Source organism: Bacteroides sp. Ga6A2, assembly GCF_000702225.1.
Taxonomy (GTDB): Bacteria; Bacteroidota; Bacteroidia; order Bacteroidales; family Bacteroidaceae; genus Ga6A1.
In genome coordinates this window covers 75,868-93,622 of the sequence record NZ_JNKX01000013.1, presented here as the reverse complement: position 1 = coordinate 93,622, position 17,755 = coordinate 75,868, and the positions used below count along the sequence as shown (strand labels likewise).

Annotated in this window: 14 protein-coding genes; 11 read left to right on the top strand and 3 right to left on the bottom strand. The window is 44.9% G+C overall.

What is annotated here, in order from left to right; translation table 11 throughout:
* Window positions 1-293 precede the first annotated feature (293 nt).
* The gene (locus tag T538_RS0103960) at window positions 294-1,700 is read left to right on the top strand and encodes a lipase family protein (protein ID WP_031540822.1); all 1,407 of its coding nucleotides are present in this window, start codon (window positions 294-296) and stop codon (window positions 1,698-1,700) included.
* 766 nt (window positions 1,701-2,466) lie between these two features.
* On the opposite strand, the gene T538_RS0103955 is transcribed toward T538_RS0103960, so the two are convergent.
* The gene (locus T538_RS0103955) at window positions 2,467-3,270 is read right to left on the bottom strand and encodes a hypothetical protein (RefSeq protein ID WP_031532287.1); all 804 of its coding nucleotides are present in this window, start codon (window positions 3,268-3,270) and stop codon (window positions 2,467-2,469) included.
* Window positions 3,271-3,521: 251 nt separating this feature from the next.
* On the opposite strand from T538_RS0103955, the gene metK reads away from it, so the two are divergent.
* Complete coding sequence (gene metK / locus T538_RS0103950) at window positions 3,522-4,778, top strand: methionine adenosyltransferase (protein WP_031532286.1); 1,257 nt, start codon at window positions 3,522-3,524, stop codon at window positions 4,776-4,778.
* Between the two features lie 302 nt (window positions 4,779-5,080).
* On the opposite strand, the gene dusB is transcribed toward metK, so the two are convergent.
* Both dusB and T538_RS17000 read right to left on the bottom strand, forming a co-directional pair.
* Window positions 5,081-6,067: a tRNA dihydrouridine synthase DusB gene (gene dusB / locus T538_RS0103945; RefSeq protein ID WP_031532285.1), complete on the bottom strand. Its 987-nt coding sequence runs from the start codon at window positions 6,065-6,067 to the stop codon at window positions 5,081-5,083.
* A 3-nt stretch (window positions 6,068-6,070) separates the two neighbouring features.
* Window positions 6,071-7,324, bottom strand: a complete 1,254-nt coding sequence (locus T538_RS17000) for a transglycosylase SLT domain-containing protein (RefSeq protein ID WP_081834850.1) — start codon at window positions 7,322-7,324, stop codon at window positions 6,071-6,073.
* 133 nt (window positions 7,325-7,457) lie between these two features.
* Here T538_RS17000 and T538_RS0103935 point away from each other — a divergent pair, with 133 nt between their 5' ends.
* Genes T538_RS0103935 through T538_RS0103895 form a run of 9 tightly spaced genes read left to right on the top strand, consistent with a single transcriptional unit; the run spans window position 7,458 to window position 17,678 of the window.
* Entirely contained in the window at window positions 7,458-8,720 is a 1,263-nt protein-coding gene (locus T538_RS0103935; protein WP_031532283.1) for a peptidase U32 family protein, read from the top strand.
* Window position 8,721: 1 nt separating this feature from the next.
* Window positions 8,722-9,603 (top strand): serine O-acetyltransferase, encoded by an 882-nt coding sequence (locus tag T538_RS0103930; RefSeq protein ID WP_031532282.1) that lies wholly within the window; start codon window positions 8,722-8,724, stop codon window positions 9,601-9,603.
* Window positions 9,604-9,630: 27 nt separating this feature from the next.
* Entirely contained in the window at window positions 9,631-11,130 is a 1,500-nt protein-coding gene (locus T538_RS0103925; RefSeq protein WP_031532281.1) for a THUMP domain-containing class I SAM-dependent RNA methyltransferase, read from the top strand.
* A 12-nt stretch (window positions 11,131-11,142) separates the two neighbouring features.
* A complete protein-coding gene (locus T538_RS0103920) occupies window positions 11,143-13,296 on the top strand; it encodes a S9 family peptidase (protein ID WP_031532280.1) in 2,154 nt (717 codons plus the stop codon).
* Between the two features lie 17 nt (window positions 13,297-13,313).
* Entirely contained in the window at window positions 13,314-14,582 is a 1,269-nt protein-coding gene (gene purD / locus T538_RS0103915) for a phosphoribosylamine--glycine ligase (protein ID WP_031532279.1), read from the top strand.
* Window positions 14,583-14,585: 3 nt separating this feature from the next.
* Complete coding sequence (locus tag T538_RS0103910; protein ID WP_031532278.1) at window positions 14,586-15,593, top strand: hypothetical protein; 1,008 nt, start codon at window positions 14,586-14,588, stop codon at window positions 15,591-15,593.
* Window positions 15,566-16,027, top strand: a complete 462-nt coding sequence (locus tag T538_RS18785) for a YqaA family protein (protein WP_031532277.1) — start codon at window positions 15,566-15,568, stop codon at window positions 16,025-16,027. Before T538_RS0103910 ends, T538_RS18785 begins: the two co-directional genes overlap by 28 nt.
* A complete protein-coding gene (locus T538_RS17985; RefSeq protein ID WP_034538840.1) occupies window positions 16,028-16,891 on the top strand; it encodes a metal ABC transporter solute-binding protein, Zn/Mn family in 864 nt (287 codons plus the stop codon). It begins immediately after the preceding gene.
* Entirely contained in the window at window positions 16,884-17,678 is a 795-nt protein-coding gene (locus T538_RS0103895) for a metal ABC transporter ATP-binding protein (protein ID WP_034538838.1), read from the top strand. Before T538_RS17985 ends, T538_RS0103895 begins: the two co-directional genes overlap by 8 nt.
* Window positions 17,679-17,755: the final 77 nt, after the last annotated feature.

Sequence of the window (17,755 nt, the reverse complement as noted above, 5' to 3'; positions counted from 1 at the left end):
TAACGAATAACTTTTACAATTCTATCCATTGTTTGTTCAATTATAGTTTATTTAAATATAAAAACTGCTACAAAAATAAGTAATAATAACATAAATAATAGGATTTTTAACGCATAAAATTGGTAAAATCTGTTCAAATATTATACATGAATCGATTTTACTAATTTAATGATTCGATAATATTGTACCAAAAATTTCAAATAGTGTAAATTTGCTCCGACAAAGAAAAAGGTTCTAAACCCAATCTTGCTTTACCTTATAATACCAATTAAATTTAAGAATTTAGAGATTTTATGAAGAGAAACATCATGTATGTTGCAGCATTTGTTGCTGCGCTTACAATCACTTCTTGTGCCAATGATGAGTACACAGAAGTAAGTTATGAAAATGAAAAACAGACGGCAGAAGCAGACGTGATGTCTGGACTTGATGACGTATTTTTCGAGGTTGCTGATTCTGCGTCTTACACTCCTGAGGAATTTGCCGAACATCTGTACGGTAATAGTAATAAGGTTACTCGCCTTACTCAGGAGGAGCAAGATGTAGAGCAACTGAAGAAAGAATTTCTTCAGAAGAGTGCCAAATTGGGCGAGGAGATATACTCTGAGCTTGATGACGCAAACGTGAAGACAACAAGGGGCGTTACTTGGAGGTACGAAACTTATACACTATATTATAATAGTGTCGATGCTAATGGAAACACAATCAAACTTTCTTCCAAGATTGCTTATCCAAAAGGTGTCTTCTACGGTTATCATGACCCAGACTATATCTGCTTGGATTGTCACTACACTATGTGCGACAATTCGGAGTGTCCATCACAGAAAGACCCTTATTCATTAGGTCTGTGCAGTGGTGACGCACTTGTGGTATGTCCTGATTATATTGGTTACGGTTACACATCTAACCTTACTCATCCTTACCTTTGTGAAGAACTTACGGCGCGTAACAACGTAGATTGCGTTAAGGCTGCCCTTGCCTTCATAAAGACTAAGAAGATGAAGATGGAAAAGGACTATTATACTTATACAATCGGTTACTCTCAGGGTGGCGCGGTAGCCCTCGCCACTCAGAAGTACATCGAGAACAATTGCGACTACTCTACAAAGCAGCTTCTTAAGTTAAAGAAAACTTATTGTGGCGGCGGTCCTTACGATCCAACAGCAACGATGAACACTTACGTTCAGCAGGATGAGATTGCTTATCCATGTGTGTTGCCGCTCATCGTAATGGGTATGAAGGCTGGCTATCCAACTTTGATGAAGAATGTTAAGGTTGAGGATTATTTTACTTCTGCTTTCCTCAATGCTGGCATACTTCAGGCTGTGGCAAGCAAAAACTATACGGTTGACGAACTTAACGAGATGATTGAGAAGAAGGTCGGCTCACGTCGCTTGTCTAAGATTATGAGCAGCAAGTTCTTCGACCATAGCAGTAACGAGTACAAACTAATCTCCGAATGTCTTGAGAAAAACAACCTTACAAAAGGTTGGAGTCCTACAACTGTGGTGAAGTTCTACCATTCAAAGGGTGACGATGTTGTTCCTTATGTTAATGCAACGAATGCTTACAACAGATTGAAGAATTCGAAGGTTGATGGCTTGACAAATGCTCTTGGAAGTCCTAAGCACACAACAACAGGTACAATGTACTACTTGGGCATACTGAAGGGCGAAGTTATATTTACTTTGATAAATTAAAAAATCTATAGAACCCATTAGAAACTACAATTATATTACTCGTGAATAGAAACGTTCAAGAGACTTTATTCTTGGACGTTTCTGTTTTTTTATGCAGCTCTTCTAATATGTATTGATTTTAAACAAAATATGTTGTTAGGATCTTCTTTGTAAATATCTGAAAATGAGTTTTTTTTGAAAATGGTATTTTCTAATGACCACCATTTATACATATCTCATTTTTCATATCTTTATCAGGTGTACTATTTTTATGGCTTCTAATGACCTATTATGTTTGGCTAAATTTTACGTTATCTTGTAAAGGAATTAATGGCTTTTTATTAGCTATGGATCGTATACCTTTGCTAAATAATAGTAAGCAGGTATGGCTTATATGTGGCTTGCTTCCTCGTACCTTGAACGTATCTTGGACGTACCTTGCCCGAACCTACCCCGTAGCTACTCCGTTCCTACCCCGTATCTTCTCCTTACTTTCCGGCTTACTATCCCCTTGTTACCTCCTTGCTATCGGCTTATTTGAAACTTACTACCACCGTAGTTTGAAGTTTTTTTAGGCTTTTTCTGCATAATGATTCTTTGTTTTACATGTTATAGATTAATTACTTATGCCGAACTTGTGTATTATAAATAAATGTGTATGGTGCAAATATTCTTCTGATTAGTATTCCTAAAGAAAAAAATTTTAGGTCTTAGGTTGTTTATAAATAAAAATCCCTCCGTTTGAGAAAACAAACAGAGGGATTATCATCTTATCTTGTAAAATAATTTATTGCAAAAGTTTGCTAAGATCGTTCTTCTGAGTGTAGTTTACACCGTAACAATCTTCGTATGCTTTTACGCTCGACATTATATATTTGTGAGTCTTTGCAAACTCGTATGATGGGAATGTAGCGTATGAGTTCAACCAATCATAGTCTTCCATCGATCTTAGGTAACTTGCTGCATTTTCTGGTGCAATGTTTGCAAGACCGTAAACTAGGAATGGAGGATAGTCGAGCTGTGTAAGACCATCGTTTGCTGCACGGCGGTGAATAAGACCGCTTGCGCGACCAATAAGAGCAGTTATCTCGCCCTCATCAGACTTCCTGGTCAATGCAATCTCGCCGCCAGTCTTTGTTGTATATTTCACGCTCAACTCAAAGCCTTCTCTGCCATAAGGTACTTTTATGAACTTGCTGTATGCAAAGTAATGATCCATATACTCCTTTGTATATGTTGAGTTGTTAGTGTTAAGATAAACTGTCTCTATCGTATTCTGAGACAATTCGTTAGTTATTGTATCTTGTCGTCCGCTGCCGATAATAAGATAGAACACATTGCTGTTTTCGCTGCGTTTGCTTATTCGCTCAGTCTTGGTAACAGTCTTTAGCGATACAGAGTCGAAATCAACGTATGTAAATTCCAAATCCATAAAGTTAAGGGCATCATCAGGACATGCAACATCATAGACAAGGATACCTTCGTCTCCCGACAATTCTCTTCCCGAAGGGAAGTTATCTTCATTCATGCTTACGCAGGCAGTGAATGTGGTTGCCACTATGCCCGTAAGCAAGTAAAGCAGTTTTTTCATATCTTCTAAAACGTTATTATATAATATATTATATCGGTTGCAAAGATAGATAAAAAAAATGGAAGATATGTATAAAGTTTGATAAAAATGATGTATATTTGCAGCCGCTTTAGAAATGTGGACAGATTTGGGCTGCTTGCAACCACGAAAAAAAATGCTAAAATCGTAGCGGGATTTATCTGCTATGTTGCATTTCTCCCCAATTTCTCTCCCCATGTAATAATTATTTAACGATTTTAAATTTTATTGTAATGGGATATTTATTTACTTCCGAGTCGGTTTCTGAAGGTCACCCAGACAAGGTGGCTGACCAGATTTCAGATGCAGTTCTTGATGAGCTATTGGCATTCGACCCAACATCAAAAGTTGCATGCGAGACACTTGTCACTACCGGTCAGGTGGTTCTTGCTGGCGAGGTAAAAAGTGATGCGTATGTCGATTTGCAGGATGTGGTTCGCCGCACCATTACCAACATCGGCTACACAAAGGGTGAGTATATGTTCGAGGCCGATTCTTGTGGCGTACTTTCTGCTATTCATGAGCAGAGTGCCGATATTAACCGTGGCGTAGAGCGCGAAGAGCCAATGGAGCAGGGCGCTGGCGACCAGGGTATGATGTTTGGATATGCCACTAACGAGACCGAGAACTATATGCCTCTGGCTCTCGACCTTGCGCATCTTATTCTTCGTGTTCTTGCTGACATCCGCAAGGAAGGCAAGATTATGACTTATCTCCGCCCGGATGCGAAGAGTCAGGTTACTATCGAGTATGATGATAACGGCGAGCCAAAGCGCATCGACACGGTTGTTGTATCAACTCAGCACGATGAGTTCGACAACGACGAGGCTATGCTTGCAAAGATTAAGGAAGATGTTATCGGCGTTCTGATGCCTCGCGTAATTCAGAAGATTAAGAACAAGAAGGTACAGTCGTTGTTCTATGGCGACATCAAGTATCATGTAAATCCAACCGGAAAGTTCGTTATCGGCGGTCCTCACGGCGATACTGGTCTTACTGGCCGTAAGATTATTGTCGATACCTACGGAGGCAAGGGTGCTCACGGTGGTGGAGCATTCTCAGGAAAAGACCCTTCGAAGGTTGACCGTAGCGCTGCTTATGCTGCACGCCATATTGCAAAGAACATGGTTGCTGCCGGAGTTGCCGACGAGATGCTTGTTCAGGTTAGTTATGCCATCGGTGTTGCAAAGCCAATTAACATTTATGTGAACACTTATGGTCGCAGCAATGTTAACATGACCGACGGCGAGATTGCAAAGAAGATTGATGAACTGTTCGATATGCGTCCAAAGGCTATCGAGGAGCGTCTGAAGTTGAGAAATCCTATCTACACAGAGACTGCTGCATACGGTCACATGGGACGTCAGCCAGAGGTTGTGAAGAAGGTGTTCACCTCAAGATATCTTCCAACAAAGGAGATTGAGGTTGAACTCTTTACTTGGGAAAAACTTGATTATGTTGACAAAATAAAACAGGCTTTTGGTCTGTAAGCTATAGCTAATAATCAGTAATACAGTCGTTCGCTCTTAGTTGGGCGAGCGACTTATTTTTTATCAGAAATTAGGGCATAAAAAAAGGGTGCACGCCTGCACCCAACCTTGTTAACCTTAAATCTAATACTATGAAAAACACGATGCAAATTTACGTATTTTTTTGAGATTTGCAATATTTTTACGAAAAAATCTTCAAAAAAGTTGGAAATTTTTTCTTTGCCAAGTTCCTTTTTTTGAAGATTTTTTTCTTTTTGTTTTTATTGATAGTTATAAGCTTTAAATCTGATATTTGGCTATCTTTAATTATCGCCGAGTTGCTTTTCTATCACATCGAAAATGTCAAACAATTCCTTTACGGTTGCGGCGCGAAGCATGGCAATGCGTGTCTGGCGAAAATCGGGAATGCCTTTGAACAACGGAGAGGCCGCAAGATGACGACGGATGTGAAGTATTCCACGAATCTCGTCGAGACGGTTTACGCTGTCGAGAACCTCTTCGCGCAGAACATTCAATTTCCAACTGAATGAAAGCGGCTCGAGATGTTCGCCTGTGTCGAGAAAATGGCGGATTTCTTTGAAAATCCAAGGATTGCCGAAGGTGGCGCGACCAATCATCACGGCATCGACGCCATATTTGTCGAAACATTCCTTTGCTCTCTCGGGAGTGGTTACATCGCCGTTTCCGATAATAGGGATATGCATTCGCGGATTATTCTTAACCTCGCCAATCAGAGTCCAGTCGGCCTCGCCGGTGTACATCTGGGCGCGCGTGCGTCCGTGTATTGTGAGTGCCTTAATTCCGCAGTCCTGAAGCTGCTCGGCAAGATTTACAATAATTTTGTGTTCGCTGTCCCAACCAAGTCGGGTTTTTACGGTCACGGGCAGATTCACGGCATCTACAACCGCCTTGGTTATCTCGATCATCTTGTCGGGGTGTTGTAGCATACCGGCTCCTGCGCCCTTTCCTGCAACTTTTTTTACTGGGCATCCAAAGTTGATGTCGATGACATCTGGCTTTGCCTGCTCAACTATTTTTGCAGCCTCTACGATGGCATCTTTCTCCCTTCCGTAAATCTGAATTGCGACTGGGCGTTCCTCGTCGCTTATGGTGAGTTTGCGCATGGTTGAGTTTACCGAGCGGATTAGTGCCTCGCTCGATACAAACTCGGTATATACCATCGATGCTCCGAACTTCTTGCATTTCAGGCGGAAAGCGATGTCGGTTACATCTTCCATCGGTGCAAGAACAACGGGCTGTTCTCCCAAATCAATATTGCCTATTTTCATTTTTTATTCTGTTATCCAATTTTTGTTGTGAGCCTTTGTCTTCTGCGGGTTGTAGTAGATTGACTCTCTTGTTGGTATCAGCACCTTGTATTTTTTTGCCGATGGATTGCTTGTTGTGTCAACCTCGGCTGTTATTGTTGAGACCGACTCGTTAGTTGATGATGAAACATTGCTCACATCGTCGAGTTTCTTGCTGTGGCGGCTCTTTCGGTTGCGGCTGCGACTTTTCTTGCTGCGCGACTGTTTGTGATGTCGGTTTTTCTTTGCTGATGACGATGACTTTTTCTCCTGCTTCAGATAAATATTTCTTATCCAAGGGTTTGCCTGACGAAGGTCGGAATAGTTGATTCCCTGTCCCAAGGCAAAATCAGCCCAGTTGTCCATCTCCGAAACATACTCCTCTGTATATTCCATTGGCGGATAAAGGTCTATATTTCTGATTTTGAAGCCGAATTCTTTTGGATTCTCGAAGAATTTCTTCATTACGAGAATGCGGAACATGTATCTCGAAGTCTCTTCGTTTATGTGAAGGTCGAGTGCCGTCTTACATTGCTGGCGTTCAAGTTGTTGCGTGATGCGAGCCATTCCGGCGTTGTAACTTGCCGCCACCGTCAGCCAGTCGTGATATTTGTCGTAGGCCTTGTGAAAATAATCGCATGCCGCCTTGGTCGATTTTTCAATGTCGTATCTTTCGTCAACCATCTCATTTACTGTAAGTCCGTGCTCCTTGGCTGTGGCTTCCATAATCTGCCACAAGCCGCATGCACCTACGGTTGAGCGTGCAAAGATGTTGCAACTGCTTTCTATGCACATCAGATACTTGAAATCGTCGGGAATGTTGTTTTCGGCAAGGATAGGCTCGATTATCGGAAACAGGCGGTTGGCGCGTTTTATGGTGAGCATCGTGTTTGTGTGTCCGTACTGGAATGCAAGCAACTCACGGTCAAGACGTTCGCGCAGGTCGTATCTGCTCATGCTTATCTTCTCGCCGCAAAACTCAAGAGTGTCTAATGGGGGTATTCTGAAATCATTCTGCCAAGGGCTTACTTTCATGGCAATGGCATTGTCAACAATGCCAATTACGGCAGCCGAGTCGAGAAACTCGTTGTTGCATTTCTGCGATGTAATGATTTCGGATTTTATAGAGTCTTTCTTTGCCTTTTTCTTGAACGGATTCCACGGAATTCCGGCGTGGCATACCATCGTGCTCAGTAAAAGCAAAGTTGCAAATGTATGTCTTGATTGTCTTATAGTCATGAACAAATAGGTTTTAGTGGCGCAAAAATACGCCTTTTATTCAAATTATGCAAGCGTAGAAAGTTGATTTGTACATTATAATATGTCGATTATCAAAGAATTTGATTAAATTTGCAACGTTATTTGTACATGTATGATTCGTAAGGACTTTGAAATTATGGCGCCGGTTGGCTCAAGGGAGTCATTAGCAGCGGCAATAAAAGCAGGAGCAGATTCTATTTATTTTGGTATAGAAAACCTGAACATGAGATCGCATTCTGCCAGCACTTTCACGATTAACGACTTGAAAGAGATGGCTCAGATTTGTGAGGATAATGGATTGAAGAGTTATTTGACTGTTAATACTATTATCTACGGTGAGGATCTTGTGCTCATGCGTCAGATTATTGATGCTGCAAAGGAGGCCAAAATTTCGGCTGTAATCGCATCGGATGTGGCAGTGATGGCTTATTGCAACAAAGTTGGTCAGGAGGTTCATCTTTCTACCCAGCTGAACATCTCGAACATCGAGGCACTTAAGTTCTATGCTCAGTTTGCCGATGTAGTTGTTCTTGCGCGCGAACTCAACCTAAAGCAGGTTCGCGAAATTTACGATCAGATTATCGAACAGAATATCTGCGGACCGAAGGGCGAGCTTATTCGCATCGAGATGTTCTGCCACGGAGCATTGTGCATGGCAATCTCGGGCAAGTGTTATCTCAGTCTGCACAACATGAACCGCAGCGCAAACCGAGGCGCGTGCATGCAGGTTTGCCGTCGAGGATATATCGTAAAAGACAGAGAGAGCGATATTGAACTCGAGGTTGACAACAAGTACATAATGAGCCCTAAAGACCTGAAGACAATCCGCTTTATGGATGAACTGATGGAGGCTGGCGTCAGAGTTTTGAAGATTGAAGGCCGCGCCAGAGGTCCGGAATATGTCCACACCGTTGTCAGTTGCTACAACGAGGCTATCAACAGCGTTATCGACGGAACTTTTACCGAAGAGAAGAAAGACGCGTGGGACGCCCGTCTCGTAACCGTCTTCAACCGCGGATTCTGGAACGGATACTATCTTGGCCAGAAACTCGGCGAATGGAGCAGACACTACGGCTCTGAGGCTACCGAGAGAAAAGTATATATTGCCAAGGGAATCAGATATTTCAGCAAGATTGGAGTGGCTGAATTTAAGGTCGAGGCAGGCGAACTAAACAAGGGCGACAAACTCCTGATAACTGGTCCAACAACCGGAGCCGTGTATCTGAATGCCGACGAGTTGCGAGTAGACCTGAAGCCTGTTGACAAGGCAACGAAGGGACAGCACGTTTCGTTCGTAGTTCCCGACAAAATTCGCCCAAGCGACAAACTATACAAGATTGTAAGTGCCGAAAGTCTTAACATAAACAAAAACTAAGATGGACGACAGTAAATATATTGAGATACTCGTAAAAAGCGTGGAACAACTGAGCGACATGAACTCGCTCAAAGACTTGTTCCATCAGCACGAGGACGGCACTCCCCTGCCGTCGGGAAAAATTCTGAACGAGATTATTGAGCTTGCAAGAGCCATCATCTTTCCCGGATATTATGGCGAGAACTCGGTTAACAGCCGCACGGTTCAGTACTCGCTCGGCGTAAAGGTTGAGCGAATGTTCGACCTTCTGGTTGAGCAGGTCGAGGCTGGACTGAGCTTCAACTGCAAGACGTGCGTTCAGTACAACCGCGTGAAGGCAAAGGAGATTGCTTCTGAACTGATTGCGCGACTTCCGGAGATAAGACGAGTGCTTGCAACCGATGTGATTGCGGCATACAACGGCGACCCCGCAGCCGAGGACTACGGCGAGATTATCAGTTGCTATCCGGTAATAAAGGCGTTGGTAAACTATCGTCTGGCGCACGAACTGTTTTTGTTGGGAGTGCCGCTCATTCCGCGAATAATCAGCGAAATGGCTCATTCTGAAACCGGAATAGACATTCATCCGGGAGCAACGATTGGCGAGTACTTCACCATCGACCACGGAACGGGCGTGGTAATCGGCGCAACCTGCATCATCGGAAACAACGTAAAACTTTATCAGGGCGTAACGCTTGGTGCAAAGAGTTTCCCGCTCGACAAGGACGGAAATCCTATAAAGGGCATTCCGCGCCACCCAATTCTCGAAGACGATGTGGTTGTGTATTCAAACGCATCAATCCTTGGACGAATAACCATAGGACGAGGCGCGGTGATTGGGGCAAACGTTTGGGTTACGCAGGATGTTGAGCCCGAAGCAAAGAGAGCAAATAAAATCAAATAACGAAAATACGTAAAAGCAAAATAGAAAATGGAAGAATTTGAAATGATTGCCAAGACATTTGAAGGTCTGGAAGAAGTATTGGCTAAGGAGTTGACTCAACTTGGTGCCAACGAAATTGAGATAGGCCGCAGAATGGTGGCTTTCAAAGGTAACAAGGAACTTATGTACCGTGCCAACTTTGCTTTGCGTACGGCAATCAGAATACTCAAGCCTATAAAGCATTTCAAGGCAAAGAGTGCCGAGGATGTTTACGATGCTGTTAAATCAATAGAGTGGAGCGACTTTCTGAACAACAAGACAACATTCGCCATCGATGCCGTTGTCTTTTCTGAGGAATTCCGCCACTCAAAGTTTGTTGCATACAAGGTTAAGGATGCCATTGCCGATTATTTCCGCGAGAAGACGGGCGACAGACCAAACGTCCGCCTGAGCAATCCGGATATTCAACTTAATATACATATTGCCGAGGACAAGTGTACTCTCTCGCTCGACTCATCGGGCGAAAGTCTGCACCGCCGCGGCTACCGTCAGGAGGCTGTAGAGGCTCCTCTTAACGAGGTTCTTGCTGCCGGAATGTTGATGATGGCAGGCTGGGACGGATCAACCGATTTTATCGACCCTATGTGTGGTAGCGGAACTCTACCTATCGAGGCTGCGCTCATCGCTCTGAATATTGCTCCGGGCGTGTTCCGCAAGGGATTTGCGTTCGAGAAGTGGCCTGATTTCGACAAGGAACTCTTCGAGAGCATTTATAACGACGATTCTCAGGAAAGAGAATTCAACCACCATGTTTATGGCTATGATATTAAGAATCAGGCTGTTGAAATTGCAACACGAAACGTTAAGGCTGCCGGCCTTAGCAAGTACGTTACAATTATGCAGCAGGATATAGCCGACTTTGAGGAACCAAGAGAAAAGGCTCTGATGGTTACTAATCCTCCTTATGGAGAGCGAATTTCTTCGCCAGACTTGCTTGGTTTGTACAAGACTATCGGTGAGCGTCTGAAACACGAGTTCAAGGGCAACGATGCTTGGATTTTGAGTTATCGCAAGGAGTGCTTTGACGAAATAGGACTGAAAGCCTCAACACGTATTCCGCTCTTTAACGGCGCGTTGGAGTGCGAGTTCAGAAAATATCAGATGTTCGACGGCAAGATGAGCGACTTCCGTGGCGAAGGCGGCGACATCAAGACTGACGAGGAGCGTCGTCGCAACCGCGAGCGCAAGTTCCGCGCAAAGCGCGATTTCAACCGTCGAGACGATGATAATCAGGAAGAGACTGAAGGAGTTCACGGACATCATCTGCGCGGCAGGGACAAGGACAACTTCCGTCCGCGCAAACTAAGATACAACAGCGAGGAAGGCGGCGACCGCAAGTTCTCGAGAAACAAAGACAGAAAGGGCGGATTCGACCGCAAGGGAAAGTCTGACTTTAAGCGCGGCGGCGGTTTCAAGAAGGATTTTAAGAAAGATTTCAAGAGAGGCGACAGAAAGTCATTCGGTCGTGGCAGAGAGGATGAGGATTAAATTTGTGTTGTGATGATGAAAAAGGTAGCGATAATTCTATTCTGTCTCATGGCTTCGATGAATGGCATGGCTCAAACAAAAAAGACGATAACTCTTAACGATGTTATTCCCGGCGGAACAAATTTCAGAAATCTCCGGCCTGAATACGTCTACACCGCTTGGTGGGGCGACGAATGTGTTGAACTGACGGTTGATGCGTGCAGCAAGGTTGACAAGAAGACCGGTGCGCACTCTACCCTCTTCGGAATAGACAAGATAAACAGCATTCTTGAGAAGAACAAGACCGGAAAAATCCGTAACTTGCTCTACGCTGCTTTCCCTTACGGAAAGAAGACTCAGGTGCTGGTTACTAACGGAAAGTTCTACGCTTTGGTCGATTGGGTAAAGGAAACAGTTGTTAAGGAGCTGATTATGCCGGCTGGCGCATCGGATTTTGAATTCTGCAAGGAATCGGGCTGTTTCTCGTACGTTAGCAGCGACAATCTTTTTGTTGTTGACAATGCCGGAAATTCTCATCAGGTGACAACCGACGGCTCTCACGACTTGGTTTACGGCCAGAGTGTTCATCGTAACGAGTTCGGCATCGAAAAAGGCACGTTCTGGAGTCCGAAGGGCAACTTGATGGCATTCTATCGCATGGACCAGAGCATGGTTCCAGATTATCCGCAGGTTGATATAAGCACACGCATCGCAACTCTCGTTCCCGACAAGTATCCGATGGCGGGCTGCAAGAGCCATGTTGTAAGCGTTGGAGTTTTCAATCCGGCAACCGACAAGACCGTTTATCTGAAGACGGGCGACGGCATAGACCGATATTTTACAAACATCAGTTGGAGTCCCGACGAGAAGAGCGTCTTTGTTATCGAACTTAACCGCGACCAGAATCACGCTCAGTTGGTTCGATACAACGCATCTACGGGCGACAAGGAGGCTGTTCTCTTCGACGAGAAGCACGAAAAGTACGTAGAGCCGTGTAATCCAATCGTGTTCCTGCCATGGAACAGCGGTCAGTTCATCTATCAGACAAGAAAGGACGGATACAATCATCTTTATTTGTATAATGCTGATGGAAAGTTTGTTAAGCAACTAACATCAGGCAAGTTCGAGGTTAAGGAAATCTGCGGATTCAATAGCGCGACAAAGGAAGTTTTTTATGTAAGCAACGAAATCAGTCCGTTAAAGCAGAATACTTTCGCCCTAAACGTAAACACTTTGAAGAAACGTCCGCTCGGCGATGCCGAAGGAATCCACACCGTGGCTTTGTCGGAAAGCGGAAAGTTCATCACAGACAAGTATAACTCGGCAAAAGTGCCTTTTAAGGCTGATATCATCAATACTACATCTGGCAAGCAACGTAACATCTTTACCGCTGCCGAGCCGATGAAGGATTACGAAATGCCTGAAATTAAGGTTGGTACGATAAAGGCAGCCGATGGCGTTACCGATTTGTACTATCGCATAGTTCTGCCTGTCGGATTCGACGAGAGCAAGAAATATCCGGCAGTCGTCTATGTCTACGGCGGCCCTCACGCTCATCTTGTAGATGATTCGCGCTTCTACGGTGCTCGCGGATGGGATTTGTACATGGCAAGCAAGGGCTACATCGTTTTTTCTGTTGATAACCGAGGCAGCGAGAATCGTGGACTCGAGTTCGAGAACTGCACGTTCCGCAATCTGGGCGTTGAGGAGATGAAAGACCAGTTGAAGGGTGTAGACTATCTGAAGTCTCTTCCGTACGTCGATGCCAACCGCCTTGGCGTTCACGGATGGAGTTTTGGCGGATTCATGACAACGAGCCTCATGACAACATATCCCGATGTTTTCAAGGTTGGTGTTGCCGGCGGTCCGGTTATCGACTGGAAATATTACGAGGTGATGTACGGCGAGCGTTACATGGATACTCCAGAGGCAAACCCTGAAGGCTATAAGAATACAAGTCTGCTTAACAAAGCCGCAAACTTAAAGGGCAGATTATTACTTATTTACGGAGGCAACGACCCAACATGCGTGCCTCAGCATACGCTTTCGTTCATCAGAGCGTGCATCGACAACGGAACACACCCCGACCTGTTCGTTTATCCTGGACAGGAACACAATATGCGAGGTCTCGACAGAGTTCACTTGCACGAACACATTACAAGATATTTTGACGACTTTTTAAAATAAAATACTATTTCAGAAAAATGAGAATATTACTGTTAGGAAGCGGTGGTCGCGAGCATGCAATCGCTTGGAAGATAGCACAGAGCAAGAAGGTAGAGAAACTGTTTATTGCCCCGGGCAATGCCGGAACAGCCAACGTGGGAGAAAACGTGGCTATAAAGGCCGATGACTTTGCGGCAATCAAGACATTCGTTCTGGAAAATGCCGTAAACATGGTTGTCGTTGGTCCTGAAGACCCATTGGTAAAGGGCATCTACGATGTGTTCAAGAACGACCCTCAACTTGCAGGAATCCCAGTTATCGGTCCTTCAAAGCAAGGTGCCGTGCTCGAGGGAAGCAAGGATTTTGCAAAGGGCTTTATGCAGCGCCACAACATTCCGACAGCAGCATACAAGACTTTCAACGGAAATACAATCGAAGAGGGTTTGAAGTTCCTCGAAACGCTGAAAGCACCGTACGTTCTGAAGGCCGACGGACTTTGTGCAGGCAAGGGCGTGCTCATCGTTCCAACTCTCGAGGAGGCAAAGAAGGAATTCAAGGAGATGCTTGGCGGAATGTTCGGAAATGCTTCTGCAACGGTAGTTATCGAGGAATTTTTGAGTGGTATCGAGTGCTCAGTCTTCGTTTTGACAGATGGCAAGAACTACAAGATTCTGCCTGAAGCAAAAGACTACAAGCGCATCGGCGAGCACGACACAGGCTTGAACACCGGCGGAATGGGAAGCGTTTCTCCTGTTCCATTCGCAACAAAAGAGTGGATGCAGAAGGTTGAAGATCGCATCATTCGCCCAACTGTCGAGGGCTTGGCAGAAGAGAACATCGACTACAAAGGCTTCATCTTCTTCGGACTGATAAACGTTGAGGGAGAGCCGATGGTTATCGAGTACAACGTTCGCATGGGCGACCCTGAGACAGAGACTGTTATGCTTAGAATAAAGAGCGACCTCGTTGATTTGCTCGAAGGCGTGGCAGAGGGCAACCTCAACGAGAAGAATCTTGAGATTGACGAGCGTTCGGCTGTATGCGTTATGCTCGTATCTGGCGGTTATCCAGAGGCTTACGAGAAAGGCTTCCCAATCACGGGAATCGAGAATATAAGCAACAGCATTGTCTTCCATGCCGGCACAACGGTTAAGGATGGTGAGGTTGTAACAAATGGCGGTCGCGTAATTGCCGTAAGTTCATACGGAAAGGACAAGGCAGAGGCTCTGGCACAGTCAATGGAAGGTGCCAAGAAGATTAAGTTTAACAAGAGTTATTATCGTACAGACATAGGACAGGATTTGTAATATATGTCGATAAAGAGAATACAGAACGAGGTGGCAGCAAGCAGGTTTACCCTGCCTGTTGTCTGCTTTGTGTCTGCGCTTGTGTGGTTCGCTCTCTCGGCAGAGACTACAACCACAGGGGCAGAATGTAGCAGATATTGGAACTGGCTGTCGAGGCGTTTTGCTTCGAACTGGATGTTGGGCAACGCCTTTATGCTGATGCTCAACTATTTGTGTGTCTATCTGATTATGGAACTCAACAATCGGTATAACATAATCAGAACGCGCACACACATGGCATCTGCTGTATTTGTATTGCTCGCATCTTGCAGCGTTTTTCTGCATTCTGTTCAGCCTTACGCAGTTGTTGCCGTATTGCTTCTGCTGTTTTATCATTGTCTGTTTCCGACATACCAGCAATACAATGCCGTGGGATGGATTTTTAACGCTTTCATGGTTTATGGAGTGGCGTTGCTGTTCTTTCCGCCGTTGTTGTATTTGTTTCCATTCCTTCTTGTTGCAATGTTTTTGTTGCAGAGCCTTACGCTTCGCACATTCTTTGCAATGCTAATCGGAATCATTGCGCCGTTCTGGTTCGTCGGGGCTTATGAGATTGTCTTTGGTGATGCGTATGCCTTGGCTGAGATGTTCACCGGGTTGTTTGTAAAGCCTGATTTCGACTATTCTGTAATCGACAGATACCAATGGATTTGTTTGGGCGTTATTGCGTTCGAACTCATCATTTCGTGGGCGCACTATCTGCACAACATCTTCTTCGACAAGATAAAGACGAGAGTCCTCTTTGCAATATTGATGACGAATGTCTTTGCGATGCTCGTCTTCATAGGGCTCTACCCTATATACTTTAACGTATGGTTTGCTGTTCTTCTGCTAAATGCCAGTCCGATGATTGCACATAACATGGCATTGAACTCCAGCAAGATATGCGTTTATTTGTTTTACATTTCGATAATAATAGTGTTGCTTATGGCAACTTATTCAATATGGAAGCCTTTACTCAATTCTTTTTAGACCACGGATATTGGGGCATGGCTGTGGCAGCCTTCATTGCCGGAAGCGTGTTTCCGTTCAGTTCGGAAGCCGTGATGCTTGGTCTGCTTGCCATCGGTCTCGACCCTCTGAAGATTGGCATCTTCGGAACTGTTGGAAATGTTCTGGGCAGCATGTTCAACTATTGGGTTGGAACATTCGGGCGAGTGGAATGGATTGAGAAATATCTGCACGTCAAGCGCAAAAGCCTCGAAAAGGCGCAGCGTTTTGTTGGAGGACACGGAGCGTGGATTGGCTTCTTCTGCTTCTTGCCTATCTTGGGCAGCGGAATTGCCATCGCCCTCGGAATGTTGCGCTCTAACGTGGTGCTTACAACAACATCGGTTTTCTTGGGCAAGGCTATAAGATATGCCATTGTTATTGGAGTTTATGTAATGTTTAAAGTTGTATTGTAAATGAAGCATTTTGCATTAAACATATTTGTCGTTCTGCTGATGGTTTCGTCGGTTGCGCTTGTTGGCTGTGGCAATGCTAAACTCGACAGGATAAATGTTACCGTAACCATCGAGCCTATGCGCTATTTTGTTGAGCAGATAGCCGACAGCCTCGTTTCGGTAGAGGTTATGGTGCCTCAGGGAAGCAGTCCCGAGACATACGAGCCAACGCCTCAGCAGATGGTTTCGCTGTCAGACAGCAAGGCTTATCTGCAAACAGGTGGGTTGGGCTTTGAACTAAGTTGGATGGATAAACTTGTGCAGAATGTTCCTTCTATAAAGGTGTACGACACGAGCAAGGGCATCGACCTTATCGCCTCTCACTCTTCGGACAAGCATCATGGCAGTACCGATCCGCACATCTGGACATCGCCCCGAAATGTAAAGGTTATTGCCGAAAACATTTGCAATGCTCTTATCGAGATTGACAGCATTCATGCCGATGAATATCGGCGGAATCTGGATAGATTCATCGTCCGGATTGAGAATGTCGACCGTCAGATTCATGCTTCGCTGAAGGACAAGACGAGCCGTTCGTTCCTCATCTATCACCCTACTCTTACTTACTATGCGCACGATTACGGGCTTATGCAGTATGTTGTAGAGATTGACGGAAAAGAGCCGTCACCGCAGCAGTTGCGTTCGCTAATCGATGTGTGCAGAAACGAAAAGATTTCGACAATCTTCTTGCAGGAAGAATTCAATACCCGAAACATCGACCTTATAAGCCGCGAGACAAAGACAAAGCCTCATCGGATAAATCCTCTTGCCTACGATTGGGAGAAGGAAATGCTGAACATTACAAACATTCTTGCCAATGAGTAGCAAACTTCCGTTGATTCAGCTTGAGGGAGTTGATGTTAGGTACGATGCGCGTTCAAGATATGTGCTGAAAAACGTAAACCTGACCATCTACGACAAGGATTTTCTGGGCATCATCGGTCCAAACGGCGGAGGAAAAACGACTCTGTCGAAGACCATCTTGGGTCTTGTAAAGCCAACTGCCGGAAGAATCCGATTCTTCAAGAATGGCAAAGAAGTTAGGAGCATAAATGCCGGATATCTGCCGCAATACACGCAGATTGACAAGCAGTTTCCAATCTCGGTCTACGATGTAATTCTGTCGGGGCTGAGTAAGCAGAAATCGCTCTTCCGCCCTTATACAAAGGAGCATCACGCGCGCGTTAGCGAGATTGTTGCCCAGATGGAGTTGCAGGGCTTGGAACAACGCTCCATCGGAACGCTTAGCGGCGGTCAGATTCAGCGGGTTTTGTTGGGCAGAGCCATCGTAAGCAAGCCCGATGTGGTTTTTCTCGACGAACCGAACACTTATATCGACAAGCATTTCGAGGGCATTCTCTACCGTCTTCTGAAAAAGATAAACGAGGATTGCGCCATCGTGCTTGTGAGCCACGACATCGGAACGGTTCTTCAGAACGTAAAGACGATTGCGTGCGTAAACGGCGAGGTGTGCTATCATCCCGACACGCAGATTTCTGCCAAGGAACTTGAGGCGTACTTCGACTGTCCTCTTGAACTCATCGGACACGGCGGATTGCCTCACAGAATGCTCGGCTATCACGGCTCCACGCATCACTGGAACTTAAAATAAGTCGACAAATTTTCATTGTATGGCATTAAACTGCTATCTTTGTGCGTTTGAATATAAAATTGAAAAAATAAGTTAAT

Bases quoted from the DNA above. Each gene is read 5' to 3' on its own strand.
- T538_RS0103960 (WP_031540822.1), top strand. From the start codon at position 294: ATGAAGAGAAACATCATGTATGTTGCAGCATTTGTTGCTGCGCTTACA.
- T538_RS0103955 (WP_031532287.1), bottom strand. From the start codon at position 3,270: ATGAAAAAACTGCTTTACTTGCTTACGGGCATAGTGGCAACCACATTC.
- metK (WP_031532286.1), top strand. From the start codon at position 3,522: ATGGGATATTTATTTACTTCCGAGTCGGTTTCTGAAGGTCACCCAGAC.
- dusB (WP_031532285.1), bottom strand. From the start codon at position 6,067: ATGAAAATAGGCAATATTGATTTGGGAGAACAGCCCGTTGTTCTTGCA.
- T538_RS17000 (WP_081834850.1), bottom strand. From the start codon at position 7,324: ATGACTATAAGACAATCAAGACATACATTTGCAACTTTGCTTTTACTG.
- T538_RS0103935 (WP_031532283.1), top strand. From the start codon at position 7,458: ATGATTCGTAAGGACTTTGAAATTATGGCGCCGGTTGGCTCAAGGGAG.
- T538_RS0103930 (WP_031532282.1), top strand. From the start codon at position 8,722: ATGGACGACAGTAAATATATTGAGATACTCGTAAAAAGCGTGGAACAA.
- T538_RS0103925 (WP_031532281.1), top strand. From the start codon at position 9,631: ATGGAAGAATTTGAAATGATTGCCAAGACATTTGAAGGTCTGGAAGAA.
- T538_RS0103920 (WP_031532280.1), top strand. From the start codon at position 11,143: ATGATGAAAAAGGTAGCGATAATTCTATTCTGTCTCATGGCTTCGATG.
- purD (WP_031532279.1), top strand. From the start codon at position 13,314: ATGAGAATATTACTGTTAGGAAGCGGTGGTCGCGAGCATGCAATCGCT.
- T538_RS0103910 (WP_031532278.1), top strand. From the start codon at position 14,586: ATGTCGATAAAGAGAATACAGAACGAGGTGGCAGCAAGCAGGTTTACC.
- T538_RS18785 (WP_031532277.1), top strand. From the start codon at position 15,566: ATGGAAGCCTTTACTCAATTCTTTTTAGACCACGGATATTGGGGCATG.
- T538_RS17985 (WP_034538840.1), top strand. From the start codon at position 16,028: ATGAAGCATTTTGCATTAAACATATTTGTCGTTCTGCTGATGGTTTCG.
- T538_RS0103895 (WP_034538838.1), top strand. From the start codon at position 16,884: ATGAGTAGCAAACTTCCGTTGATTCAGCTTGAGGGAGTTGATGTTAGG.